Genomic DNA, 25,234 nt, shown 5'->3' on the forward strand with positions numbered 1-25,234 from the left:
CGCCGCCGCGCCGCCGCCCGCCTTCCTTCCACGGCGCCGCGCAACCGCGCAGCGTTTTTACCCGCTGACCCGTCAAGCACGTGTCGGCATTCAAGAGAGACCGTCATGAGCCTACTCGACACACTCGGTTCCCTGGTTGGCAAATCCCCCGAAGGCGGTGGCCAGCAAGCCCTGGTTTCGGCCGCACTCGAATTCGTCAATAGCCAGCCGGGCGGGCTGAACGGCCTGATCGACCGTTTCAAGGAAAAAGGCCTCGGCGACATCGTGACCTCGTGGGTCAGCAACGGCGAGAACCAGCCGATCGCGCCCGATGCGCTGCATAGCGTGCTTGGCTCGGAGACCGTGACCAACCTCGCGGCGAAGGCCGGCGTGCAGCCGGATCAGGTCACTGGCCTGCTGTCGCAGATTCTGCCGCACGTCGTCAACGCGGCCACGCCGGAAGGCGAAGTGCCGGCCGAAGGCAAGCTGAACGCCACCACCGTACTCGGCGCGCTCGGCGGCTTGTCCGCGCTATTCGGTAAAGGCAACGCGTAACAACGCGGGCGGCCTCGCCTGCCCGTGTGCCCGCTTGCGCAATCAACGGGCATAAAAAAGCGGCAACGAAGTCACCTTCGTTGCCGCTTTTTAACGTCGTCGGGAACGGCTCGACCGCCGCCGTTCCTCTCTCCGTAGAACGCGTTTCGCTTAATGCACGACGCGTTCGAACACCAGCTTGCCTTCTTCCAGTTCGACCGGAATCACGTCCTTCGGACCGAACTTGCCGGCGAGTATCAGCTTGGCGACCGGGTTCTCGATCTCCTGCTGGATCGCGCGCTTTAACGGCCGCGCGCCGAACAGCGGATCGTAGCCGACCTTGCCGACGTGCTCGAGCGCCGAATCCGACACCACCAGTTGCATGTCGAGCTTGGCCAGCCGCTCATGCAGACGTTGCAACTGGATCCGCGCGATCGACTGGATATTCGAGCGGTCGAGCGCATGGAACACCACGACGTCGTCGATCCGGTTCAGGAACTCGGGCCGGAAGTGCAGCTTCACTTCTTCCCAGACCGCGTCCTTCACCGCTTCCTGCGGCTCGCCGACCATCGACTGGATCACTTGCGAACCGAGGTTCGACGTCATCACGATCACCGTGTTCTTGAAGTCCACGGTGCGGCCCTGTCCATCGGTCATGCGGCCGTCGTCGAGCACTTGCAGCAGCACGTTGAACACGTCCGGATGCGCCTTCTCGATTTCGTCGAGCAGGATCACGCTATACGGCTTGCGACGCACGGCTTCGGTCAGATAACCGCCTTCTTCGTAGCCGACATATCCCGGCGGCGCACCGATCAACCGCGCGACGCTGTGCTTCTCCATGAATTCGCTCATGTCGATACGGATCAGATGATCTTCCGAATCGAACAGGAACGACGCCAACGCCTTGCACAACTCGGTCTTGCCCACGCCGGTCGGTCCGAGGAACAGGAACGAACCGTACGGCCGGTTCGGATCCGACAGACCCGCGCGCGAGCGGCGGATCGCATCGGCCACCGCGCTGATCGCCTCGTCCTGGCCGACCACGCGCGCGTGCAGCTTTTCCTCGATCTGCAGCAGCTTTTCGCGTTCGCCCTGCATCATGCGCGACACCGGAATACCGGTGGAACGCGACACGACTTCAGCAATTTCTTCCGCACCGACCTGCGTGCGCAAGAGCCGCGGACGCGTCGGATTGTTCTGCTCGTTCGCCTCGGCCTTGGTCACTTCCTTCAACTGCGCTTCGAGACCAGGCAGCTTGCCGTACTGCAATTCAGCGACCTTTTCCAGCTTGCCTTCACGTTGCAAACGCGTGATTTCCGCCCGCGTTTTCTCGATCTCTTCCTTCAGTTGCGCGCTGCCCTGCACCGCGGCTTTTTCCGCAGTCCAGATTTCTTCGAGGTCCGAATATTCGCGATTCAGCCGCTCGATTTCTTCCTCGATCAATTGCAGACGCTTTTGCGACGCTTCGTCTTTTTCCTTCTTGACGGCTTCGCGTTCGATCTTCAACTGGATCAAACGACGGTCGAGCCGGTCCATTTCTTCCGGCTTCGAGTCGATTTCCATCTTGATCTTCGAAGCGGCTTCGTCGATCAGGTCGATGGCCTTGTCCGGCAGGAAACGATCCGTGATGTAGCGATGCGACAGTTCCGCCGCCGCCACGATCGCCGGGTCGGTGATATCGACGCCGTGATGCAGCTCGTACTTTTCCTGCAGACCGCGCAGGATCGCGATGGTCGCTTCCACCGTCGGTTCGTCGACCAGCACCTTCTGGAAGCGGCGCTCGAGCGCGGCATCCTTTTCGATGTACTTGCGATATTCGTCGAGCGTGGTCGCGCCGACGCAATGCAGTTCGCCGCGCGAGAGCGCCGGCTTCAGCATATTGCCCGCGTCCATTGCGCCTTCGGCCTTGCCCGCGCCGACCATGGTGTGAATTTCGTCGATGAAGACGATGGTCTGGCCTTCGTCTTTCGCGATGTCGCTCAGCACGGCCTTCAGGCGTTCCTCGAACTCGCCGCGATACTTGGCGCCGGCCAGCAAGGCCGCCATATCGAGCGACAACACGCGCTTGCCCTTCAGCGTTTCCGGCACTTCGCCGTTGACGATACGCTGCGCCAGACCTTCGACGATCGCGGTCTTACCCACGCCCGGTTCGCCGATCAGCACGGGGTTGTTCTTGGTGCGGCGTTGCAGGATCTGGATCGAACGACGGATTTCGTCGTCGCGGCCGATCACCGGATCGAGCTTGCCGGCCCGCGCGCGCTCGGTCAGATCCACGGTGTATTTCTTCAGCGCTTCACGCTGGCTTTCGGCGTCCTGGCTATGCACTTGCGAGCCGCCGCGCACCGCGGCGATCGCGCTTTCCAGCGACTTGCGCGACAAGCCGTGCTGACGCGCGAGACGGCCGGCCTCGCCTTTGTCGTCCGCGACCGCGAGCAGGAACATCTCGCTCGCGATGAACGTGTCGTTGAGCTTTTGTGCTTCCTTGTCTGCCTGGTTCAGCAGACCGGTCAGCTCGCGGCCGATCTGCACGTTGCCGTCCGTGCCCTGCACTTGCGGCAGACGCGTCATGGCGTCGCCGAGCGCCGTTTGCAGCGCCTGCACATGCACGCCGGCACGCGAGAGCAGCGAGCGCGCCGAGCCATCGTGTTGGGCGACGAGCGCCGAAAGGACGTGAACCGGTTCGATGTATTGATTGTCATGGCCGACGGCCAGACTCTGGGCATCCGCCAGCGCTTCCTGGAATTTAGTGGTGAGTTTGTCGATTCTCATCAAGCGACCTCCAATTTCGATTACCACCAAAATGAGGCGTTTTATCCAGGTTTCAAGCGCTTTTTTGCCTCAAGCGTCAACTATTTACCATTTGACGCGAGAGAAATGCCTGGCGCATTCAGGCCAGCGACGTAGAGTCGCCGCCAGCCGATGCGACCGGCGTAATCGGAATCACGTTGCTCAAACCGAGCAGCGCGGCCAACGGGCCGTGCGGTTGCGCCACCTCTCCAATGGTATGACGGTCGAGTTCGGCGAGGAAGGCATTGCGCGCCGCCTCGAGCGTGTTTCGCAGACGGCACTGCGCGGTAATCACGCAACCACGGCGCTCACCGTGCTGGTCCGGAAAGCAGCCGACCAGCGCAAAGTCGCTTTCCGTCGCGCGCACGATTTCGCCGACAGTCAGCGCGTTCGTCTGTTCCGCGAGCCGCAAGCCGCCGTTGCGACCGCGCACGGTCTCGACCCAGCCGAGTTCGCCGAGTTGCTGCACGACTTTCATCAAGTGGTTCTTGGAAATGCCGTACGCGTCTGAAATGTCCTGGATCGTCGACAACCCGCTGCCGCGAACAGCGAGGTAGAGCAGGACGCGTAGTGAGTAATCCGTATAGTCGGTCAGTCTCATGAGTGCAGGTATCGCAATGAGCGCAAGCCGCGATCCGGGAGATAACCGCGTCCATGCAAGGGTTGCCGTGGGCCGTCGCTTCGCCCTAAGATGCAGGCGCTACGCATATTTTCCGGTTCTGCGCAGACAGGCGGGGTGGGTCGTCCGGCAGTAATGGTAACGTTTCCTGCCTGGGGCATTCTTACGAAAAGCGGGGTGTTCGCATCCTACTTCCTTCCATTCGGCCTCGATTTGAGGCCATTCCTGACGCTCCGCGGCGCCCTATTGCGAGGCGCGATGAATAGCCGCATTCTTTTGGAATTTGCATGAACCCGTCCTTCCCTGCCGCGCCGGTCGTCGAGCGCGCCGCCGAACCCACCGAGGCGAATATTCGCGAGCTCGTCTACGGCTTTTACGACCGCGTGCGTGCCGATGCGCTGCTCGGCCCTGTATTCGACACGACGCTGGCGGGCCGCTGGGACGATCATCTGCCCAAGATGTGCACGTTCTGGGGCAGCCTCGTGCTGGGCGCGAAGCAATACCGCGGCAACGTGCAGCAGGCGCATCAGCCGCTCGAGGGAATCGAGCCGCAGCACTTCAGCCGCTGGCTGTATCTGTTTCTGGATACGGTCGAATCGCGTTATCGGCCCGCCGCGGCGGTGCGCTTCATGGAACCGGCGCTGCGGATCGCGCAGAGTCTACAGTTGAGCCGTTTCGGCTGGGACTACAAGATTCCGGAGGAACAGCAGGCGCTGCTGGAGCGCGTTACGCCGAAACGGCGTCCGCGCGACGGTGAGGATGCGGCTCACGCGGCGCGTCCGTCAGGCGAGCCGCTTCCGGCGCGGATCATTGGCCGGGCGCGGGATGAATGAGCCGGGTTCAGGCTTCAGGGTCGTTTTATCCCATCCGGCGGGCCGGAAAGCATCACCCGAGCGGTTACAGTTTTGCGAGCGCTTCAGAACGTCGTGAGTGACGCCAAGATGCTTGTTTGGCCCGCAGAATCCTGCAAACCCGAACCCGCCGCGTCTATTCCCCCGTCCGATTGCCCGATTCAATGCCCCAGCGGGCGAGCGCCGCGTCGTCAGTGACGCGGGCATCGACCCAGTGCTCACCGGCCTCGGTCTTCTCTTTCTTCCAGAACGGCGCCTGGGTCTTCAGGTAGTCCATCACGAATTCGCACGACGCGAACGCTTCCCCGCGATGCATGGCCGTCGTCGCCACCAGCACGATCTGATCGAGCGGATAGAGCTTGCCGACCCGATGCACGATCGACACCTCGATGCCCGGCCAGCGCTCCCGCGCGCTCACGATGATCGCCTCCAGCGACTTCTCCGTCATGCCGGGATAGTGTTCGAGCTCCATCGTCTCGACCGCGCCGCCGTCGTTCAGATCGCGCACGGTGCCGACGAAGCACGCCACCGCGCCGATCTTCGGATTGCGCGCGCGCAATGCGGCGACCTCGGCGGTGAGGTCGAAGTCTTCCGTCTGGACGCGAACGGGCATCTGTGGCTCCTATGCGGTTAAGCGACGTGGCGGCGTTACGGCTCAGCCACCGGTGACAGGCGGAAAAAACGCGACTTCGCAGCCTTCGGTGACGCGCGTGCCGGCGCTGGTCATCACGTGATTGCAGGCCATGCGCAGCGCGCGGCCTTCAGCCAGCGTGTCGGCCCAGATGCCGCCGCGCACGCGCAGCCACGCGCGCACATCGCCGACGGTCGCGATGCCGTCGGGCAGGTCGACGGTTTCGTCGGCCAGGTCGAGCGCTTCACGCACGCTCGCAAAATATCGCAGTTGAATCTTCATCGGGATGCCACCGGCTCTGGCCGGCCTCAGTTCAGCAATTCGGAAAAAGGAATGAAGCGCACGGTCTCGCCGGCGCTGATCGCGTGATTGGGCGGATTGTCGATCAGGCCGTCGCCCCAGACCGTCGACGTCAGCACGGCCGAACTTTGATTCGGAAACAGATCGAGGCCGCCGGCCGGGTTGATGCGCGCGCGCAGGAATTCGTTGCGGCGGTCGGCCTTGCTCTGCGTGAAATCCGCCCGCAGCGACAGTGCGCGCGGCGCGACCGTCTGCACGCCGGCGAGGCTCAGGATGAACGGACGCACGAACAGCAGGAAGGTGGCGAAGCTGGACACCGGATTGCCGGGCAAACCGATAAAGAAGGTTTCCGCCGAGGCCGAGGCCAATGCCGCAGCGGATGCCGACTCCGCCGCCTCACCACGCTGCGCCGCGCGGCGCACCGCGCCGAACGCGAGCGGCTTGCCCGGCTTCATCGCGATCTGCCACATCGCAAGCCGGCCCTCTGCCTCCACAGCCGGCTTCACGTGATCCTCCTCGCCCACCGACACGCCGCCGCAAGTCAGGATGAGGTCATGCGCCTCGGCGGCTTCGCGCAGCGTCGCGCGGGTCGCGTCGAGCTTGTCCACGACGATGCCGTAGTCGGTGACTTCGCAGCCGAGCTTCTCCAGCAGGCCGCGCAGCGTGAAACGGTTCGAGTTGTAGATCGCGCCCGGCTTCAGCGGCTCGCCGGGCATGGTCAGCTCGTCTCCGGTGAAGAAGACGGCGACCTTGACGCGCCGCCGCACCACCAGTTCGGCGCAACCGACCGAGGCGGCGAGTCCCAGCGCCTGCGGCGTAAGCCGCGTGCCCACCGGAAGAATGACCGAGCCGCGGCGGATATCCGCGCCCTGCGCCGTGATCCATTCACCCGCTTGCGGACTGTGCAGGATCGTGACTTCCGCGCCGGCGGCTTCGGTTTGCTCCTGCATCACGATCGCGTCGGCGCCGGGCGGCACCGTGGCGCCGGTGAAGATGCGCGCCGCCGTGCCGGGCTTCAGTGGCTCCGGCGCGTGACCGGCCGGAATGCGCTGCGAGACCGGCAAGCGGCTGTTGCCCTGCACCGTCAGATCCGCCGTGCGGATCGCGTAGCCGTCCATTGAACTCGTGTTCATCGGCGGGACGTCGAGCGGCGACGTGACGTCGGCCGCGAGCACGCGGTTCAGCGCTTCCAGCGTGGGGATCGATTCTGTGCCGGCAATCGGACTCGCTGCGCTGAGCAGGGTCGCCAAGGCTTCGGCGGTGGCGAGCATCGGCGCGCGGGGCGTGGGTGTGGACATCTCAGGTCTCGAAGCCGCAGGTTAAAAGAATATTGTAGCGGTCGAAGCAGATAGCCTGGGCGGCGGGCGTTATGAGGGGAGTTTTTTGGAGCTTGAGCGCTTGCCGCGAGGCTTCGCGGCAAGCGTCATTTTGCGTGAGGCGCCTGGAGCATGTCGGCCAGGCTGCGTGAGCCCTGGACAACGCGCTCACGCTTCACGGCAACCGCGTCTTAAGCGCCCGCCTTCGCCACAATGAAGTCCTTCACGCGCTGCGCATCCGCCGGCAGCACTTCGAAACGCTGCGGCAGCGACTCCAGGCCCGAGAATGCGGCCGGCCGCTCCGGCTCGCGCAACAGCGCTTCGCGGATCGTCTCGCCGAACTTGATCGGTTGCGCCGTCTCCAGCACGATCATCGGAATGCCCGGCTGCAGATGTTCGCGCGCCACCTTCAGACCGTCGGCCGTGTGCGTGTCGATCATCGTGTCGTAACGTTCGAACACGTCGCGGATCGTATCCACGCGGCTGTCATGGCTGCTGCTGCCCGACACGAAACCGAACTCCTTCACGCGCGCGAAATCGCCGCTCGCCGCGAGATCGAAGCCGCCTTTCTCCTCGACATCGCGGAACAGTTGCAGCACGCGCGCCGGATCGCGGCCGAGCAGATCGAACACGAAACGCTCGAAGTTCGACGCCTTCGAAATGTCCATGCTCGGGCTGCTGGTGTGATACGTCTCGGCCGCCTTGCGCACGCGATAAATGCCGGTGCGGAAGAACTCGTCGAGCACGTCGTTTTCGTTGGTCGCGACGACCAGCTTCTCGATCGGCAAGCCCATCATGCGCGCGATGTGGCCCGCGCACACGTTGCCGAAGTTGCCCGACGGCACCGTGAACGACACGCGCTCGTCGTTCGACTTCGTGGCTTCGAAATAGCCCTTGAAGTAGTACACGACCTGCGCGACGACGCGCGCCCAGTTGATCGAGTTGACCGTGCCGATCTTGTACTTCGCCTTGAACGCGTGATCGTTCGACACAGCCTTGACGATGTCCTGCGCGTCGTCGAACACGCCTTCCACGGCGATATTGAAGATGTTCGGGTCCTGCAGGCTGTACATCTGCGCGGTCTGGAACGCGCTCATCTTCTTGTGCGGCGACAGCATGAACACGCTGATGCCCTTTTTGCCGCGCATCGCATATTCCGCGGCGCTGCCGGTGTCGCCCGAGGTCGCGCCGAGAATGTTCAGCGTTTCGCCGTGCTTGGCGAGCGCGTATTCGAACAGGTTGCCGATCAACTGCATCGCCATATCTTTGAACGCGAGCGTCGGACCGTTCGACAGTTCCAGCAGCGACAGCGGCGCGCCGTTCTCGACGCCCAGTGTTTTCAGCGGCGTGATCTGCGCGGCGCTTTCGTCGTCGCGCACGTTGCAGTATGTGGCCGCCGTGTACGTTTTACGCGTGAGCGCGCGCAGGTCTTCGGCGGGAATGTCGTCGCTGAATTTGGACAGGATCTCGAAGGCGAGGTCCGCGTACGGCAGCGTGCGCCAGCGCGTCAGTTCGTCAGCCGTGACGCGCGGGTAGTCGGCCGGCAGGTAGAGGCCGCCGTCTTTGGCGAGACCGCCCAGCAGGATGTCGGAAAAGGTATGGCGCTCGCCGGCTCCGGCGCCGCGCGTGGAGAGGTAGTTCATAGTTCGGCCTAGTTCAGCGCTTCCATGCGCAGCTTCGTGACTTGCGAGACAACGGTCTTCAACGCTTCGATCGTTTTGATCGCGGCGTTGACGTTCTTCTCAACCGTTTCGTGCGTAATCAGGATGATGTCGGTTTCGCCCTTGCCGTTCGCGTCGACCTGCTCCGATTCCTTCTGCAGCAGCGCGTCGATCGAAATGCCGGTGTCGGCCAGAATGCGCGTGATGTCGGCCAGCACGCCGGTCACGTCCGCCACCCGCAGACGCAGGTAGTAGCCGCTCGTGACTTCGTCGATCGGCAGGATCGGGGTGCTCGACAGGCTGTCCGGCTGGAACGCCAGATGCGGCACGCGATGCTCCGGGTCGGCCGTGTGCAGACGCGTCACGTCGACCAGATCGGCCACCACGGCCGAGGCCGTCGGCTCGGCGCCCGCGCCCTTGCCGTAGTACAGCGTGGTGCCGACCGCGTCGCCGTGCACGACGACCGCGTTCATCGCGCCTTCCACGTTCGCCAGCAGGCGCTTTTCCGGAATCAGCGTGGGATGCACGCGCAATTCGATGCCCTTGTCGGTGCGGCGCGCGATGCCGAGCAGCTTGATGCGGTAGCCGAGTTCCTCGGCATATTTGATGTCGATCGCCGCGAGCTTGCTGATGCCTTCGACGTAGGCGCGGTCGAACTGCACCGGCACGCCGAACGCGATCGCGCTCATGATGGTCGCCTTGTGCGCGGCGTCCACGCCTTCGATGTCGAAGGTCGGATCGGCTTCGGCGTAGCCCAGTTCCTGCGCGGCTTTCAATGCGGTCGCGAAATCGAGCCCGCGGTCGCGCATCTCCGAGAGGATGTAGTTCGTCGTGCCGTTGATGATGCCCGCGATGTACTGGATGCGATTGGCCGTCAGACCCTCGCGCAGCGCCTTGATGATCGGAATGCCGCCCGCCACCGCCGCCTCGAACGCCACCATCACGCCGTTGGCGCGCGCCGCTTCGAAAATCTCCGTGCCGTGCACCGCGAGCAGCGCCTTGTTGGCCGTGACCACGTGCTTGCGGTTCTTGATCGCGCGCAGAACGAGGTCGCGCGCCACGCCCGTGCCGCCGATCATTTCGGCCACGATATCGATCGACGGATCGTCGACCACCGCGTTGAAGTCATCGGTCAGCGCCACCGTGCCGGCTTCGCTGCCCAGCGCCGCTGTCGCCTTCGCGGGATTGCGCACGGCAATGCGCGCAATCTCGATGCCGCGGCCCGCGCGGCGTTTGATTTCTTCCTGATTGCGGCGCAGTACCGTGAAGGTGCCGCTGCCTACCGTGCCGAAGCCCAGCAGTCCAACTTTGATCGGTTCCATGCAGCGTGTGTTTTCGAGTAGATGATTAAAAGGGAAACGGGTGGCGCCTGGCGGACGGCGCGACGCGATGGGAGCCGCGTCGTACGCCCTATTGTGCGCTAGGCAGAGTGACGCTTGCGGTAACCGTCGAGGAAGCGCGCGATGCGGTTGATCGAATCCGCGAGATCGTCCACGTTCGGCAGGAACACGACGCGGAAGTGATCCGGCGTTTTCCAGTTAAAGCCCGTGCCCTGCACGAGCAGCACACGCTCTTCCAGCAGAAGGTCGAGTATGAACTGCTGGTCGTCCTGAATCGGATAAATCTTCGGGTCCAGACGCGGAAACATGTACAGCGCCGCTTCGGGCTTCACGCAACTCACACCCGGGATGGCCGTCAACATGTCATACGCGAGTTCGCGCTGTTTGTACAGGCGCCCGGTCGGCACGATCAGGTCGTTGATGCTCTGATAGCCGCCGAGCGCGGTCTGGATCGCGTACTGGCCGGGCACGTTCGGGCACAGGCGCATGGACGCCAGAATGCCGAGCCCTTCGAAGTAGTCTTTGGCGTGACGGCGGTTCTCGCCGGCGGTCAGACCGGAGATGAACATCCAGCCGGCGCGATAACCGCACGAACGGTAGCTCTTCGACAGACTGTTGAAGGTGACCGTGAGCACGTCTTCGGAGAGCGCCGCCATGGACGTGTGCTTCTTGCCGTCGTAGACGATCTTGTCGTAGACCTCGTCGGCGAAGATTACGAGGCCGTGCTGGCGGGCAATCTCGATCAGGCCGAGCAGCAGTTCGTCCGAATACAGCGCGCCGGTCGGATTGTTCGGGTTGATGACCACGAGCGCGCGCGTGTTCGGCGTGATCTTCGCGCGAATGTCGTCGAGGTCGGGCATCCAGCTGTTCGATTCGTCGCAGATGTAGTGCACCGGCGTGCCGCCCGACAGGCTCACGCCGGCGGTCCACAACGGGTAATCGGGCGCGGGCAGCAGCACTTCGTCGCCGTCGTTCAAAAGGCCCTGCAGCGCCATCACGATCAGCTCGGACGCGCCGTTGCCGATGTAGATGTCGTCCAGTTCGACTCCGTGCACGCCCTTTTGCTGCGTGTAATGCATGATCGCCTTGCGCGCGGCGAACACACCCTTGGAATCGGAGTAACCCGACGAACCCGGCAGGTTCAGGATCATGTCCTGAATGATTTCGTCCGGCGCGTCGAAGCCGAACGGCGCGAGATTGCCGATGTTCAGCTTGATGATGCGATGGCCCTCTTCTTCGAGCCGCTTCGCGTGTTCGAGGACGGGCCCGCGAATGTCATAACAGACATTCAACAACTTGTTGGATTTGAGAATCGGTTTCACGGCGGGCACTTCATCCTGGTTGATGGCTTGGGCGAACAGACGTGCGTTCCTCAGGCGCGCCAGCGGTGCATTGCACCGGTACAGCAGCGAACAGAACACACACAGACAAAAGCAGACGAAAAGCGGCCGAAAGCGGGCAAAACCAAGGCGGGTAGCCGGTGGGCCGCACCCGTGGACTCAGCGCGGCTTGTGGCGGCACATGAGCGAGGGGCGCCGCAAGGCGGCTAAAAAGTTATAATTTAGCGGATTTTGGCCGACTTCCGCAATGCACCAACCGCAACGGCAAGCCTTTTCGGCCGCTTGTGACCCGCTTGTGACCCGCTTGTGACCGGGTTGTGCCCCGTTTGTGCCAGTTTGTGCCCCATGCGCGTGTCCCACTCGCGTCGAATCGCCTGCCTCGGCTCAAGCCGGTCAGGACGCCCACACGCATGATGTCTCACGACGACTTCGGAAAACCAATTTGAAACTACATCAGGATTCGAGCGGCGCCCTCAACACCGTCACCGGCTACGGCGCCGACTATGTCGAAATCAATCTGGTGCGCCATTCGGGCAGCATTCTCGTGCTGCCGGACGCACCGGTCATCCCATGGCCCGTCTCCTCTTTCGAGCAGCTCAGTGCCGAGCACTTCGCCATGCTGGTCGACTCCGCGCCCGAAGTGGTGGTGTTCGGCAGCGGCGAACGGCTGCGCTTTCCGCATCCGCGCCTGATCGCCGCGCTCACTGCGAAGCGCATCGGCGTCGAAACGATGGACTTCAAGGCCGCCTGCCGCACGTACAACATTCTGATGGCCGAGGGCCGCAAGGTCGCGGCCGCGCTGCTGATCGAAGCCTAGAGCCGTGGTCGCGCTGCCGGCCTGGAGCGTGTCGGTTGCAACGCGCGCGCGGGCTGCTTTGCAACTTGTCCGGGGCGTTCGCGCCACCGCGTTGAAGCGCACGCCCTGGCCGCGTCACGGCCGATAACGTACACTGCGCGCCATTGATTGCCGGACCGCCAGTCTGAGCATGACCGCGCGCGCCGGCAGCGACCTCTGTCGACGGAAGGTGAAGCAAGCGCCGCCGTCGAGGCTAGCCGCGCGTCGCAACGCAACCAGAACGCCACGCGGACGGTCTCATGCACGCGCGCCCCGAGGATGGCCGTCCCGCCAGGCGCCCGCCGCCTCGCGGGCGACCGCCCGCCTGACCGGTCGCCATTTCCGAACAACACCGCTTCGCCGCCCGCGCGGCGTCGCCACAAAGGTTGAAATCCATGAACGATACGCCGTCCAGGCTACCGCTCAACCGCACCACGATCCTGCTGCTGGTGCTGGCCCTTGCCGTGATCTGGTTCGTGCCGCTCGGCTGGCGCCACCTGCTGCCGAGCGACGAAGGCCGCTACGCCGAAATGGCGCGCGAGATGTTCACGACCGGCGACTGGATCACGCCGCGCTACAACGGCTACAAATATTTCGAAAAGCCGCCGCTGCAAACCTGGGCGAACGCGCTCACGTTCGCGTGGTTCGGCATCGGCGAATGGCAGGCGCGGCTCTACACGGCGCTGACGGGCTTTGCCGGCGTGCTGCTGGTCGGCTTCACCGGCGCGCGCGTGTTCAACGCGGCGACCGGCGTGTTCGCGGCGATCGTGCTGGCGACTTCGCCCTACTGGAACCTGATGGGCCACTTCAACACGCTCGACATGGGCCTGTCGTTCTGGATGGAGCTGACGCTGTGCGCGCTGCTGCTCGCGCAGCGGCCCAACCTGCCGACCGCCTGCGTGCGCGGCTGGATGTGGGTGTGCTGGGGCTCGATGGCGCTGGCGGTGCTCTCCAAGGGACTCGTCGGCGTGATCCTGCCGGGTGCGGTGCTCGTGCTGTACACGGTGATCGCGCGCGATTGGGCCGTGTGGAAGCGCCTGCATCTGATCGGCGGCCTGATCGTGTTCTTCGCGATCGTCACGCCGTGGTTCGTGCTGGTGCAGCAGCGCAACCCGGAATTCCTGAACTTCTTCTTCATCGTTCAGCAGTTCAAGCGCTATCTGACGCCCGAGCAGAACCGTCCGGGACCGTTCTACTACTTCGTGCCGGTGATGATCGTCGGCTTCCTGCCGTGGCTCTCGGTGACGCTGCAAAGCGTGCGCCACGCGTGGCGCCTGCCGCGCCAGCCGAACGGCTTCGCACCGGTCACGCTGATGCTGACGTGGACCGTCTTCATCTTCCTGTTCTTCAGCGCGTCGCATTCGAAGCTGCTGTCTTACACGCTGCCGATCGCGCCGCCGATCGCGCTGCTGATCGGCATGTACCTGCCGCTCGTCGCGCGCGAACAACTGCGCCGCCATCTCGCCGGCTATGCACTTTTTCTCGTAGTCGCCGCGTTTGCCGCGTTGTTCATGTCGCGCTTCGGCAGCGCCCGCAATCCGGCCGAACTCTATGCGGAGTACCGCACGTGGGTGCTGGCGGCGCTCGCGGTCGCCTTCGTGCTGACGCTGGCCGCGCTGTGGCTGAACCGCCGCAGCCGGGCCGGCAGCCTCGGTGCCGTCGCCACCTTCGGCGCGGCGTGGCTGCTGCTCGGCACCATCGCCGGCACGGGTCACGACGTGTTCGGCCGCCTGAGCTCCGGCGCGCCGCTTGCGCCCGCCATCAAGGCGGAGATCGCGAAGTTGCCGGCGGATACGCCGTTCTACTCGGTAGGCGTGCTCGACCACACGATGCCGTTCTATGTCGACCACGCCATGATCATGGTCGAGCATCCGGACGAACTGGCGTTCGGCGTGTCCGTCGAGCCGCAGAAATGGATTCCCACCATCGATGCCTGGATCGAGCGCTGGAAGGCCGACCGCTACGCGCTCGCGCTGCTCCCGCCGCCGACCTATGACCGGCTCCTCAAGGAAGGCCTGCCGATGCAGGTGATCGCCCGTGACTCGCGCCGCGTGGTGGTGGAAAAGCCGCTGGCCACGCCCGGCGCGCCGGCAACCGACGCATCGGCACCCGCGTCAGTAGAAAAACCACAACAATGACCCCATATCAGGATCTAACCGTTCGATGAACCCGATTTCCCTCTTTTGCATTCTTGCAGGCGTCACGTTGAACGCTGGTGCGCAGTTGCTGCTCAAAGCCGGTACGAATGCCGTTGGACACTTCGAATTCACCCGTGCGAACATCCTGCCCATCGCCTTTCGCCTGGCAACCCAGCCGCCGATCATCGGCGGGCTGGCCTGTTATGTGATCAGCGTGGCGGTGTGGATCATCGGGCTGTCGCGGGTGGACGTGTCGATCGCCTATCCGATGCTGTCGCTCGGCTACGTCGTCAATGCGTTCGCGGCGTGGTATCTGTTCGGCGAAGTGCTGTCGGTACAGAAGCTGATCGGTATCGGCATCATCCTGATCGGCGTGCTGGTGCTGGCGCGCAGCTAGATGCCGCGGTTCGGGGCAACGGTGTGCCGGACACAATTTATTACTGTTTATCGCCAGCGCCGACTGGGAAGATGCAGACGGCAAAAGAAACCGTAAGCGGGCAACCCAACCGGCTAAGGAATCCGTAAGGTTGACCACGGTATGCTGTGCGGTTGCGCCCTTTTTTGCCGCGGCCTGGATTTGCGCACAATTTGCGCTCAGTGTGTGGTTTACTTCGCGCCCTTCGGGTTGCGCCCTTTCAATCGAGCGAAGCATTCATGAGCCAGTCAACAGTCCCGTTCTTGCCTTTTGTCAAACCCGAGATCGATGAGGAAACGATTCAGGGCGTCGCCGACGTGCTGCGCTCCGGCTGGATCACCACCGGCCCGCAGAACCAGAAATTCGAAGCGGCGCTCTCCGAGTTCTGCGGCGGCCGTCCGGTGCGCACGTTCAATTCGGGCACGGCGACGCTGGAAATCGGCCTGCGCATCGCCGGCGTGGGCGAAGGCGACGAAGTCATCACGACACCGGCCTCGTGGGTTTCGACCAGCAACGTGATCTATGAAGTGGGCGCGACGCCGGTGTTCGTCGATATCGACCCGGCCACGCGCAATATCGACCTCGACCTGCTCGAAAAAGCCATCACGCCGCGCACCAAGGCGCTGCTTCCGGTGTATCTGTCGGGCCTGCCGGTCGACATGGATCGTCTGTACGAGATCGCCCGCGCCCACAAGCTGCGCGTGATCGAAGACGCCGCGCAGGCGTTCGGCTCGACGTGGAAAGGCGAGCGCATCGGCAAGCTGGGCGACATGGTCTCGTTCAGCTTCCATGCGAACAAGAACCTGACCTCGATCGAAGGCGGCGCGCTGGTGCTGAACAACGAGGAAGAAGCGATCCTCGCGCAGAAATACCGCCTGCAGGGCATCACGCGCACCGGCTTCGACGGCATGGACTGCGACGTGCTCGGCGGCAAATACAACCTGACGGATGTCGCCGCGCGCGTCGGCCTCGGCCAGTTGCCGCATCTGAAGCGTTTCCTCGCGCAGCGCAGGAAACTGGTCCGCGCGTATTTCGCGGGCCTGGAAGGTGGCGCGGCGTTGAAACTGGGAGTCGGCCTGCCATTTGCTGACCTTGAAAACAGCAACTGGCACATGTTCCAGATCACGCTGCCGCTCGAGAAACTGTCGATCGACCGCGCCGGCTTCATGGGTCAGTTGAAGGAGCGCGGCATCGGCTCGGGCGTGCACTACCCGGCGATCCACCTGTTCTCGCTGTACCGCGCGCGCGGCTTCAAGGAAGGCATGTTCCCGCATGCGGAGCGGTTCGGCGCGACCAACGTCACGCTGCCGCTCTTCACGTTGATGAACGAAGGCGACGTGGAGCGCGTGTGCCGCGCGGTCAATGAAATTTGCGAACAATACGGAAAATAAGCGGAAATGATTTATTCGGAACATCGCGCTGCCGCACCGGAAGTGTCGGTCATCATCCCGGTGTACAACGAGGAAGCCGGTCTGGCTGCGCTGTTCGCGCGCCTGTATCCGGCGCTCGATGCGCTCGGCACCGGTTATGAAGTGATCTTCATCAACGACGGCAGCCGCGACAAATCCGCCGCCCTGCTCGCCGAACAGTTTCGCGCGCGTCCCGACACGACGCGCGTGATTCTGCTGAACGGCAACTACGGCCAGCACATGGCGATTCTGGCGGGCTTCGAGCAATCGCGCGGCGAGATCGTCATCACACTCGACGCCGACCTGCAGAATCCGCCGGAAGAAATCGGCAAGCTGGTCAACAAGATGCGCGAAGGCTACGACTACGTCGGCACGATTCGCCTGCAACGCCAGGACAGCCTGTGGCGCCGCAAGGCTTCGCGCGCGATGAACCGGCTGCGCGAGCGCATCACCCGCATCAAGATGACCGACCAGGGCTGCATGCTGCGCGCGTACAGCCGGCACATCATCGACACGATCAATCGCTGCGGTGAAATCAACACGTTCATTCCGGCGCTCGCGTACACCTTCGCGCAGAATCCGGTGGAAATCGAAGTCGCGCACGAAGAGCGTTTCGCCGGCGAATCGAAGTACTCGTTGTATTCGCTGATCCGCCTGAACTTCGACCTCGTCACCGGCTTCTCGGTCGTGCCGCTGCAATGGCTGTCGTTCATCGGCGTGATCCTGTCGCTCGGGTCCGCGGCGCTGTTCGTGCTGCTGCTGATTCGGCGCTTCATCATCGGCGCGGAAGTGCAAGGTGTGTTCACGCTGTTCGCTATCACGTTCTTCCTGCTCGGCGTAATCATCTTCGCGCTCGGACTGCTCGGCGAATATATCGGCCGGATCTATCAGCAAGTGCGTGCGCGTCCGCGCTACCTCGTGCAGACCATTCTCGAACAGCGCGACGGCACGACCGTGACCGAAGCGCCGCGCCAGACCGTCGTGCAGGCCGTGCAGGCCGCGCCGCTTCTCGATCAGGGCCCGAATCCATGAAGCCACGCGCTGTCGTATTCGCGTATCACAACGTCGGCGTGCGCTGCCTGCAGGTGCTGCTCGCGCGCGGCGTGGACGTGGCGCTCGTCGTCACGCACGAAGACAGCCCTACCGAAAACATCTGGTTCGGCAGCGTCGCCTCGGTCGCGGCCGAGCACGGCATTCCGGTCGTGACGCCGAACGATCCGAAGAGCCCCGAACTGCGCGCCGCGGTAAGCGCCGCGCGCCCGGACTTCATCTTCTCGTTCTACTACCGCCACATGCTGCCGGTCGACGTGCTGGCGCTCGCCGCACGGGGTGCTTACAACATGCACGGCTCGCTGCTGCCGAAATACCGCGGCCGCGTGCCGACCAACTGGGCGGTGATTCACGGCGAGACGGAAACCGGCGCGACGCTGCACGAAATGGGCGCCAAGCCGGACGCGGGCGCGATTCTCGCGCAAACGCCGGTGCCGATCCTGCCCGACGACACCGCCGCACAAGTGTTCGACAAGGTCACCGTGGCCGCGGAGCAAACGCTGTGGCGCGTGCTGCCGTCCCTGCTGGCGGGCGAGGCGCCGCATCTGCCGAACGACATCGCGCACGGCAGCTACTACGGCGGACGCAAACCGGAAGACGGCCGCATCGACTGGACACAATCGGCGCAGCAGGTCTACAACCTGATCCGCGCGGTCGCACCGCCCTATCCCGGCGCTTTCACGGATATCGGCGAGCGGCGCTTCATCGTCACGCGCGCGCGCCTCGCCGCGCCCGGCGCGCTTCGCTCGGATTTGCCCCCGGGCCTGCACGTAAGCGATAATGCCGTTTTCGCGATATGCGGCGACGGCCGCGCGATCGCCATCCACGAATTGCGGCACCAGCACGACGGCAGCGAGACTGTCGTCACTCCGGCCGAATTTGCCCAGCTCATCCAAACTCCCCGTTACTCATGAAAAAAGTCCTGATTCTGGGTGTGAATGGCTTCATCGGCCATCACCTGTCCAAACGCATTCTCGAAACGACCGATTGGGAAGTCTTCGGCATGGACATGCAGACCGAGCGTCTGGGCGATCTGATCAATCATGAGCGGATGCACTTCTTCGAAGGCGACATCACGATCAACAAGGAGTGGGTCGAATATCACGTCAAGAAGTGCGATGTGATCCTGCCGCTGGTCGCGATCGCCACGCCCGCCACGTACGTGAAGCAGCCGCTGCGCGTGTTCGAACTCGACTTCGAGGCGAACCTGCCGATCGTGCGTTCGGCCGTCAAATACGGCAAGCACCTCGTGTTTCCGTCCACGTCCGAGGTCTACGGCATGTGCACGGACGAGCAGTTCGATCCGGAAGAATCGCAACTCTCGTACGGCCCGATCAACAAGCCGCGCTGGATCTACGCGTGCTCCAAGCAGTTGATGGACCGCGTGATCTGGGGTTACGGCATGGAAGGCCTGAACTTCACGCTGTTCCGTCCGTTCAACTGGATCGGACCGGGCCTCGACTCGATCTACACGCCGAAGGAAGGCAGCTCGCGCGTGGTCACGCAGTTCCTCGGCCATATCGTGCGCGGCGAGAACATCAGCCTCGTCGACGGCGGCGCGCAAAAGCGTGCGTTCACGGATATCGACGACGGCATCGGCGCGCTGATGAAGATCATCGAGAACAAGGACGGCGTCGCCACGGGCAAGATCTACAACATCGGCAACCCGACCAACAATTTCTCGGTGCGCGAACTCGCGCACAAGATGCTGACGCTCGCCGCCGAATTCCCGGAGTACGCGGACACGGCCAAGCAGGTGCAACTGATCGAAACGTCGTCGGGCGCTTACTACGGCGCGGGCTATCAGGACGTGCAGAACCGCGTGCCGAAGATCGACAACACGATGCAGGAACTCGGCTGGGCGCCGAAGTCGACCTTCGACGAAGCGCTGCGCAAGATTTTCGAAGCGTATCGCGGCCACGTCGGCGAAGCGCGCGCGCTCGTCGAACAGCAATAAGGGCTGATCCTTGGCTCGTATCGTCCTGAAGATCGACGTCGACACGCTGCGCGGCACCCGCGAGGGCGTGCCGAACCTCGCACGTATCTTCGACCGCTTCAAGGCGCGCGCCACCTTCCTCTTCAGCCTCGGGCCCGACCACACCGGTTGGGCAATGCGCCGCGTGTTGCGCCCGGGCTTTCTGAAAAAGGTTTCGCGTACCTCGGTGGTCGAACACTACGGTGTCAAGCAGCTGATGTACGGCGTGCTGCTGCCCGGTCCGGACATCGGCGCCAAGGCCTCGGCGGAAATGCGCGCGATCCACGAAGCCGGCTTCGAATGCGGCATTCATACGTGGGATCACGTCTACTGGCAGGACAACGTGCGCACGAAAGATCGCGCATGGACCGCAGCGCAGATGCAGCAAAGCCACGACCGTTTCGTCGAGGTGTTCGGCGCGCCGCCGACCACGCACGGCGCGGCCGGCTGGCAGATGAACGGCCATGCGTTCGAGCAGATCGACGCGTGGGGCATGCACTACGCGTCCGACGGACGCGGCCACTCGCCGTATCTGCCGGTGGTCGACGGCCGCACGCTCACGCATGTGCAGATGCCCACCACGCTGCCCACGCTCGACGAAGTACTCGGCGTGGACGGTGTCGAAGCGCACAACGTCGCCGCATGGATGTTGAAGCACACCGAAAACAATCCACACGATCAGGTGTACACGCTGCATGCGGAACTCGAAGGGCAAAAGCTCGCGCCGATCTTCGAGCAGCTTCTGGAAGGCTGGCGCGCGCAAGGCCACACCTTCGCGACGATGGGCGATTACTACGCCACGCTAGACCGCAGCACGCTGCCATCGTACCCTGTTACATGGGGCGAAATTCCAGGGCGCTCCGGCGAGTTGATTGTCCAGCTCTGACTGATCAACGTGCAGCCGGCCCTGACGATCCGTCCGCCGCGCGAGAGCATGCCGCGCGCCGGCTGCCCCACCCCCAAGTCTCGATGCCAGGCCGACGCCGCCGCACTCATCCGGCGCAGGCCATCACAACCGGAGAACCTCGTGCCCATTGCAGTCGACCAACCCATCCCCGACTTCACCGCCCCTGCTACCGGTGGCGAGATCACGCTGTCCAAGCTGCGGGGCAAGAAGGTGGTGCTGTACTTTTATCCGAAGGACAACACGCCGGGCTGCACGACCGAAGGTCTGCAGTTCCGTGATCTGTATCCGAAGTTCAAGAAAGCCGGCGCGGAAATCCTCGGCGTGTCGCGCGACAGCCTGCGCTCGCATGACAACTTCAAGGCAAAGCTCGAATTGCCCTTCCCGCTGATCTCGGATCCTGAAGAAACGCTGTGCGCACTCTTCAACGTCATCAAAATGAAGAAAATGTATGGCAAAGAAGTACGGGGAATTGAACGCTCCACGTTCCTCATCGACGGCGAAGGCGTGCTGCGCCAGGAGTGGCGCGGTGTGAAAGTGCCCGGCCACGTCGACGATATTCTGGAGGCTGTACAAGCGCTTTGAGGCGCGTTATATTGGGTTGCAATGAGTGCCTGTACACCCCAATTTTTTGCCGCTGCGCCAGACTTGACGGCCGCTTCCCGTTTCCTGGGTTCCGTCGGAGTCGTGAGGTGCAACGCGAGCACTGTAGGCGAGCCGCTTGCCCCGTACGCCGGGGCGGCGGCTTTTTTAATTGCGCGCAGCCGTTCGTTCACTCGGCCGCGCGCTTCCGTTAAGGAGCCGATCGAAGACCAGGCGAACCGGCATCTCTAGACCGAATGCGCGCCTCCGGGCGCAATCTGCGTGCGCACTCAGTGGCACCGGCAGAATGCGACAGGCGGCGCACGATATGTGACCCGATTAATTCGAGGGAAACCATGCCTTTGCCTACCCCCCCCAGCAAGCTCGGCAATCTCCTGCCGCCTGACGAGTACAAGGCCAAAGCCGCCAACCCGGCGCGCTCCGCCGCGAAGAAACAGGCTGCCGACGGGGAATCCGCAGAGTCGGCCGACTACGGCCGCGCGAACGTCGCCACGCCGATGGCGCACGCCGCCAATGCCGCGACCACCTTGCGGCCGGTGCCGGCATTGTCGGCGGCTCCCGCTGCGTCCGCCGGGCAAGCTGCTCCGGCGCGCAGCGCAACGGCGCCCGGCCGCAAATCGAAGCAGACCGCCGCCCTGCTGCAACCGGTTCCCGCTACCCGTCCGCAAGCCGAGCCGGCTGCGCAGCCGGTCGTCGCCCGCACGCCGAGCGCGAAGCAGGCCGAAGCCAGCACACCCGCAGCCGTCGCACCGAGCACGCGCGGCACCAGCAAGAAACGCGGCACCGGCACCCAGCCGGCCGAAGTCCAGAAGCTTTTCGTGCTCGACACGAACGTGCTGATGCACGATCCGAGCTGCCTGTTCCGTTTCGAGGAACACGACGTCTATCTGCCGATGATGACGTTGGAAGAACTCGACAACCACAAGAAGGGCATGTCGGAAGTCGCGCGCAACGCCCGTCAGGTGAGCCGCACATTGGACGCGCTGGTGGCGAACGCCGGCAACATGTCCGACGGCATTTCGCTCGCGCGTCTGGGCAGCCGCGAGGCGTCCGGGCGTTTGTACTTCCAGACCAAGCTGACCGCCATCGAGCCGGTGGAAGGTCTGCCGGAAGGCAAGGCCGACAATCAGATCCTCGGCGTGGTGCGCGCATTGCAGCGCGACCGGATGGATCGTCAGGTCGTGCTGGTGTCGAAAGACATCAACATGCGCATCAAGGCGCATGCGCTCGGCCTGCCCGCTGAAGACTACTTCAACGACCAGGTGCTCGAAGACAGCGATCTGCTGTATTCCGGCATCCGCGCGCTGCCGCAGGATTTCTGGACCAAGCACGCAAAGGGCATGGAGAGCTGGCAGGACACCAAGACCGGTACGACGTACTACCGTGTGACGGGTCCGCTGTGCGCCTCGATGCTGGTCAACGAGTTCGTCTATCTTGAGCCGCAGAACGGCGAGCCGGCGTTTCACGCGCTGGTGCGCGAGCTGAACGGCAAGACGGCGCTGCTGCAAACCTTGCGCGACTACGGCCACCACAAGAACAACGTGTGGGGCATCACGGCGCGCAATCGCGAGCAGAATTTCGCGCTGAATCTGTTGATGAATCCGGAGATCGACTTCGTCACGCTGCTGGGTCAGGCCGGTACCGGCAAGACGCTGGTCGCGCTCGCCGCCGGTCTCGCGCAGGTGCTGGACGACAAGCGCTACAACGAGATCATCGTGACGCGCGCGACGGTGCCGGTGGGTGAAGACATCGGTTTCCTGCCAGGTACGGAAGAGGAAAAAATGCAGCCGTGGATGGGCGCATTCGACGACAACCTCGAAGTCCTGCAGAAGACCGACGACGCAGCCGGCGAATGGGGCCGCGCCGCGACTCAGGAGCTGATCCGCTCGCGCCTGAAGGTCAAGAGCATGAACTTCATGCGTGGCCGCACGTTCGTGGACAAGTATCTGATCATCGACGAGGCGCAAAATCTGACGCCTAAGCAGATGAAGACGCTGGTCACGCGCGCGGGTCCGGGCACGAAAATCATCTGTCTGGGTAACATCGCGCAGATCGATACGCCTTATCTGACGGAAGGCAGTTCGGGTTTGACGTACGTGGTCGATCGCTTCAAGGGTTGGGCGCACAGCGGGCATGTGACACTGGCGCGCGGCGAGCGCTCGCGCCTTGCCGACTACGCGTCGGAAATTCTTTAAGTTTCAGTTAGTTAGCTTTAACCAGAAGCCGCCTCCGGAGTATTCCGGACGCGGCTTTTTTCTTGACTGCGCGTTCTCGCCGGGCAACACTTAGCGCACGAACTTCATGTAATTTGTCAAGAATTCTTGCCGGAGCGAGGTTCCAAGGGCTACCATCCCGACATCGTTCGCCGTTAAACGGGCGTTTACCGCTCTCCTCGTCTTCATGCGCCGACTCGCCTTTTCGCTGTTGACCGTTCTTCTGCTCGCCGCCTGCGCCGGCGCGCCGCAGAAAACGTCGTCGCGCTCGGGCGGCTCGGTCGTGGTGGCGAACGGCGCTTATCATGCTCCGCCGCCCGGCTTCCCGAATTTCGTCGACCACAGCATCGGCCGCGAGGAAATCTCGATTCAGGCGATGAGCCTCGTCGGCATTCCATACCGCTGGGGCGGCAATACGCCGGACAGCGGCTTCGATTGCAGCGGATTGGTTCGCTATGTCGTCTTGCGCGCGGCGTCGGTGAATCTGCCTCGCACGACGGCGGACATGAGCGAGCGCGGCGAATCGATCGAACCCGACGGGATCGCCCCTGGCGATCTGATTTTCTTCAACACGACGGGGCGCGCGCATTCGCACGTCGGCATTTATGTGGGCAAGCTGCGCTTCGTCAACGCGCCGTCGACCGGTGGCACGGTGCGGCTCGACTATCTGACCAATCCGTATTGGGCCAAGCGTTTCGACGGGATTCGTCGCGTGGCCGGACCGGCTGCGACACCGGCGCCGTTCGATACGCCGAGTTATCAGGCGGCGGCGCCCCAGCCTGAGCGCGTCGCGCCTGTGGCGCAGACGGCGCCGGCTTATGCGGGTACGGCGGCGGCCGTGGCGCCGACGTCGGCGAAGACAGCCACACAGCAGCCGGTTTATGCCGCAGGCGCGCTGCAACCCCAATCGCAATCGCAGCAGACAGCCCGCGTCGCGGCGACGCCGCGCGCGCCGTTGGCCACTGAGGCGCAACCGACAACGACCGCGGCCACGCCCCAAGCCGATCCGTTCGAACCACCACCGCCCGGAATGAGCGCAGCGCAGATCCAGGCACGCGCGGCGGGCGCCATATCGCCAACGCCGGTTCAGGCGGCGCAAGGCAGCGCGTACGACGCCGGCGCGCCCGCTCAACAACTGCCGACGGCTTCACGCACCGCTCCTCAAACGGCGGCCGCCCGCGCGCCCGATCCAATCGATGCTGCCGCCGACGCGTTCGAGCCGCCACCGCCCGCGTCCGTCGCCGCGCGCCAGGCTCGACAGGCGCAGCAAGCCGATGAGAATGGCAGCGTGCAGATCATGCGCGCGTCGACGGCCTCGCGCGGCATGCCGGCCCCCACGCAAACCACCGACGATCCGATCGCCCGCTTCGCCAACGGCAACTACTGACGCCATCACGCGGGGCTCAGCCGCGCCAACTTGCGCGCCATGATGCGCGTCGCCATCGCCCCGCACGCCACAACGACCCCGCCGATCTGCTATCGTCATCGATATTCTTTCGACAGCGGGTGATGACGATGGATCTCGGGCTTAAAGACAAGGTGGTGTTGATCACGGGCGGCAGCAAGGGAATCGGGTTCGCCTGCGCCCGCGCGTTTGCGCTCGAAGGCGCGAAAGTCGCGATCGTCTCGCGCGATCCCGCGAACCTCGCGCGCGCTTACGAGCAGTTGAAGCAGGAAGGCCTGCACGTGCACCGGACCCGCGCCGATCTGCACGAACCGCACAGCGCCGCCGATATCGTCGAGGAAGTCAGCACCGCGGTCGGCCCGATCGACATACTGATCAACAGCGCCGGCGCCGCGCGCCGCTACGACCCGGAAACGCTCGATGCCGACGCGTTCCGCGCCACCATGGAAGCGAAATACTTCCCCTACATCTATCCCCAGCAGGAAGTGCTGCGCCGCATGGCCGAGCGCGCCAAATCCGGCAACGGCGGCGAGCCCGGCACGATCGTCAACATCATCGGCATGGGCGGCAAGATCGCGAGCGACATCCATATTGCCGGCGGCGCCGCGAACGCCGCGCTGATGCTCGCCACCGTCGGCCTCGCCCACTATTACGCGCGCTACGGCATCCGCATCAACGCGATCAACCCCGGCGCGACGCTGACCGAGCGTGTCGAGGAGGCGGTCAAGCTCGAAGCGACGCAGCAAGGCATCGAGAGCGCGGAAGCGCTCGCGCGCGGGCAGGCCAAAGTGCCGCTCGGACGCTATGCCAAACCGGAGGAAATCGCTGACGTCGCGCTGTTTCTGGCGAGCCGCCGCGCGAGCTACGTGACGGGTGCAATCGTCCCGATGGATGGAGGCAGCGCGCCGCTGATCTAGACGGCGCGCTTC

The 25,234-nt window shown here is 63.8% G+C and carries 21 protein-coding genes and 1 pseudogene; 14 read left to right on the top strand and 8 right to left on the bottom strand.

Annotated features, from left to right (window positions below; all coding sequences use genetic code 11):
- Positions 1-99 precede the first annotated feature (99 nt).
- A pseudogene (locus ACQKRQ_RS15710) lies at positions 100-534 on the top strand (YidB family protein); the annotation flags it as partial.
- Between the two features lie 150 nt (positions 535-684).
- On the opposite strand, the gene clpB reads toward ACQKRQ_RS15710, so the two are convergent.
- Both clpB and ACQKRQ_RS15720 read right to left on the bottom strand, forming a co-directional pair.
- Positions 685-3,282 carry an ATP-dependent chaperone ClpB gene (gene clpB / locus ACQKRQ_RS15715; protein ID WP_132374786.1) on the bottom strand — a complete coding sequence of 866 codons (2,598 nt, stop codon included), beginning with the start codon at positions 3,280-3,282 and terminating at the stop codon, positions 685-687.
- A 118-nt stretch (positions 3,283-3,400) separates the two neighbouring features.
- Positions 3,401-3,901, bottom strand: coding sequence for an Rrf2 family transcriptional regulator (locus ACQKRQ_RS15720; RefSeq protein ID WP_427478018.1), 501 nt, complete (start codon positions 3,899-3,901; stop codon positions 3,401-3,403).
- 305 nt (positions 3,902-4,206) lie between these two features.
- Here ACQKRQ_RS15720 and ACQKRQ_RS15725 point away from each other — a divergent pair, with 305 nt between their 5' ends.
- Positions 4,207-4,752: a group III truncated hemoglobin gene (locus tag ACQKRQ_RS15725; RefSeq protein WP_427478020.1), complete on the top strand. Its 546-nt coding sequence runs from the start codon at positions 4,207-4,209 to the stop codon at positions 4,750-4,752.
- 154 nt (positions 4,753-4,906) lie between these two features.
- Here ACQKRQ_RS15725 and ACQKRQ_RS15730 read toward each other — a convergent pair whose 3' ends face one another.
- The 6 genes from ACQKRQ_RS15730 to ACQKRQ_RS15755 form a co-directional block, all read right to left on the bottom strand.
- Positions 4,907-5,383: a molybdenum cofactor biosynthesis protein MoaE gene (locus tag ACQKRQ_RS15730; RefSeq protein WP_427478022.1), complete on the bottom strand. Its 477-nt coding sequence runs from the start codon at positions 5,381-5,383 to the stop codon at positions 4,907-4,909.
- Positions 5,384-5,425: 42 nt separating this feature from the next.
- Positions 5,426-5,683 carry a molybdopterin converting factor subunit 1 gene (moaD, locus tag ACQKRQ_RS15735; RefSeq protein WP_132374790.1) on the bottom strand — a complete coding sequence of 86 codons (258 nt, stop codon included), beginning with the start codon at positions 5,681-5,683 and terminating at the stop codon, positions 5,426-5,428.
- 26 nt (positions 5,684-5,709) lie between these two features.
- Complete coding sequence (locus tag ACQKRQ_RS15740; RefSeq protein WP_427478352.1) at positions 5,710-6,972, bottom strand: molybdopterin molybdotransferase MoeA; 1,263 nt, start codon at positions 6,970-6,972, stop codon at positions 5,710-5,712.
- Between the two features lie 236 nt (positions 6,973-7,208).
- Positions 7,209-8,660, bottom strand: a complete 1,452-nt coding sequence (thrC, locus tag ACQKRQ_RS15745; protein ID WP_132374791.1) for a threonine synthase — start codon at positions 8,658-8,660, stop codon at positions 7,209-7,211.
- A gap of 8 nt (positions 8,661-8,668) precedes the next feature.
- On the bottom strand, positions 8,669-10,000 hold the full coding sequence (locus tag ACQKRQ_RS15750; protein ID WP_132374792.1) for a homoserine dehydrogenase: 1,332 nt from the start codon (positions 9,998-10,000) through the stop codon (positions 8,669-8,671).
- 98 nt (positions 10,001-10,098) lie between these two features.
- Positions 10,099-11,349 carry a pyridoxal phosphate-dependent aminotransferase gene (locus ACQKRQ_RS15755; RefSeq protein WP_408175796.1) on the bottom strand — a complete coding sequence of 417 codons (1,251 nt, stop codon included), beginning with the start codon at positions 11,347-11,349 and terminating at the stop codon, positions 10,099-10,101.
- A gap of 451 nt (positions 11,350-11,800) precedes the next feature.
- Here ACQKRQ_RS15755 and ACQKRQ_RS15760 point away from each other — a divergent pair, with 451 nt between their 5' ends.
- From ACQKRQ_RS15760 to ACQKRQ_RS15815, 12 genes are all read left to right on the top strand, one after another.
- Entirely contained in the window at positions 11,801-12,175 is a 375-nt protein-coding gene (locus ACQKRQ_RS15760; RefSeq protein WP_408175589.1) for an Mth938-like domain-containing protein, read from the top strand.
- Positions 12,176-12,588: 413 nt separating this feature from the next.
- Positions 12,589-14,331 carry a glycosyltransferase family 39 protein gene (locus ACQKRQ_RS15765; protein ID WP_427478025.1) on the top strand — a complete coding sequence of 581 codons (1,743 nt, stop codon included), beginning with the start codon at positions 12,589-12,591 and terminating at the stop codon, positions 14,329-14,331.
- Positions 14,332-14,356: 25 nt separating this feature from the next.
- Complete coding sequence (locus ACQKRQ_RS15770; RefSeq protein WP_132374797.1) at positions 14,357-14,728, top strand: SMR family transporter; 372 nt, start codon at positions 14,357-14,359, stop codon at positions 14,726-14,728.
- Between the two features lie 257 nt (positions 14,729-14,985).
- A complete protein-coding gene (locus ACQKRQ_RS15775) occupies positions 14,986-16,137 on the top strand; it encodes a DegT/DnrJ/EryC1/StrS family aminotransferase (RefSeq protein ID WP_132374798.1) in 1,152 nt (383 codons plus the stop codon).
- 6 nt (positions 16,138-16,143) lie between these two features.
- A complete protein-coding gene (locus tag ACQKRQ_RS15780) occupies positions 16,144-17,187 on the top strand; it encodes a glycosyltransferase (protein WP_132374799.1) in 1,044 nt (347 codons plus the stop codon).
- On the top strand, positions 17,184-18,119 hold the full coding sequence (locus ACQKRQ_RS15785) for a formyltransferase (RefSeq protein WP_427478028.1): 936 nt from the start codon (positions 17,184-17,186) through the stop codon (positions 18,117-18,119). Before ACQKRQ_RS15780 ends, ACQKRQ_RS15785 begins: the two co-directional genes overlap by 4 nt.
- Positions 18,116-19,162, top strand: a complete 1,047-nt coding sequence (locus ACQKRQ_RS15790; RefSeq protein ID WP_427478030.1) for a bifunctional UDP-4-keto-pentose/UDP-xylose synthase — start codon at positions 18,116-18,118, stop codon at positions 19,160-19,162. The genes ACQKRQ_RS15785 and ACQKRQ_RS15790 overlap by 4 nt, the downstream gene beginning before the upstream one ends.
- Positions 19,163-19,172: 10 nt before the next feature.
- On the top strand, positions 19,173-20,066 hold the full coding sequence (locus tag ACQKRQ_RS15795) for a polysaccharide deacetylase family protein (protein ID WP_427478032.1): 894 nt from the start codon (positions 19,173-19,175) through the stop codon (positions 20,064-20,066).
- Positions 20,067-20,207: 141 nt separating this feature from the next.
- On the top strand, positions 20,208-20,669 hold the full coding sequence (locus ACQKRQ_RS15800) for a peroxiredoxin (protein ID WP_408175596.1): 462 nt from the start codon (positions 20,208-20,210) through the stop codon (positions 20,667-20,669).
- Positions 20,670-21,022: 353 nt separating this feature from the next.
- The gene (locus ACQKRQ_RS15805) at positions 21,023-22,882 is read left to right on the top strand and encodes a PhoH family protein (RefSeq protein WP_427478034.1); all 1,860 of its coding nucleotides are present in this window, start codon (positions 21,023-21,025) and stop codon (positions 22,880-22,882) included.
- Positions 22,883-23,087: 205 nt separating this feature from the next.
- Positions 23,088-24,287 (top strand): NlpC/P60 family protein, encoded by a 1,200-nt coding sequence (locus ACQKRQ_RS15810; RefSeq protein WP_427478035.1) that lies wholly within the window; start codon positions 23,088-23,090, stop codon positions 24,285-24,287.
- Between the two features lie 128 nt (positions 24,288-24,415).
- On the top strand, positions 24,416-25,222 hold the full coding sequence (locus ACQKRQ_RS15815; RefSeq protein WP_132376913.1) for an SDR family oxidoreductase: 807 nt from the start codon (positions 24,416-24,418) through the stop codon (positions 25,220-25,222).
- The last annotated feature ends 12 nt before the right edge of the window (positions 25,223-25,234 follow it).

The sequence above is a fragment of the Paraburkholderia sp. NPDC080076 genome (assembly GCF_050281145.1).
In the GTDB taxonomy this organism is placed as follows: Bacteria; Pseudomonadota; Gammaproteobacteria; order Burkholderiales; family Burkholderiaceae; genus Paraburkholderia.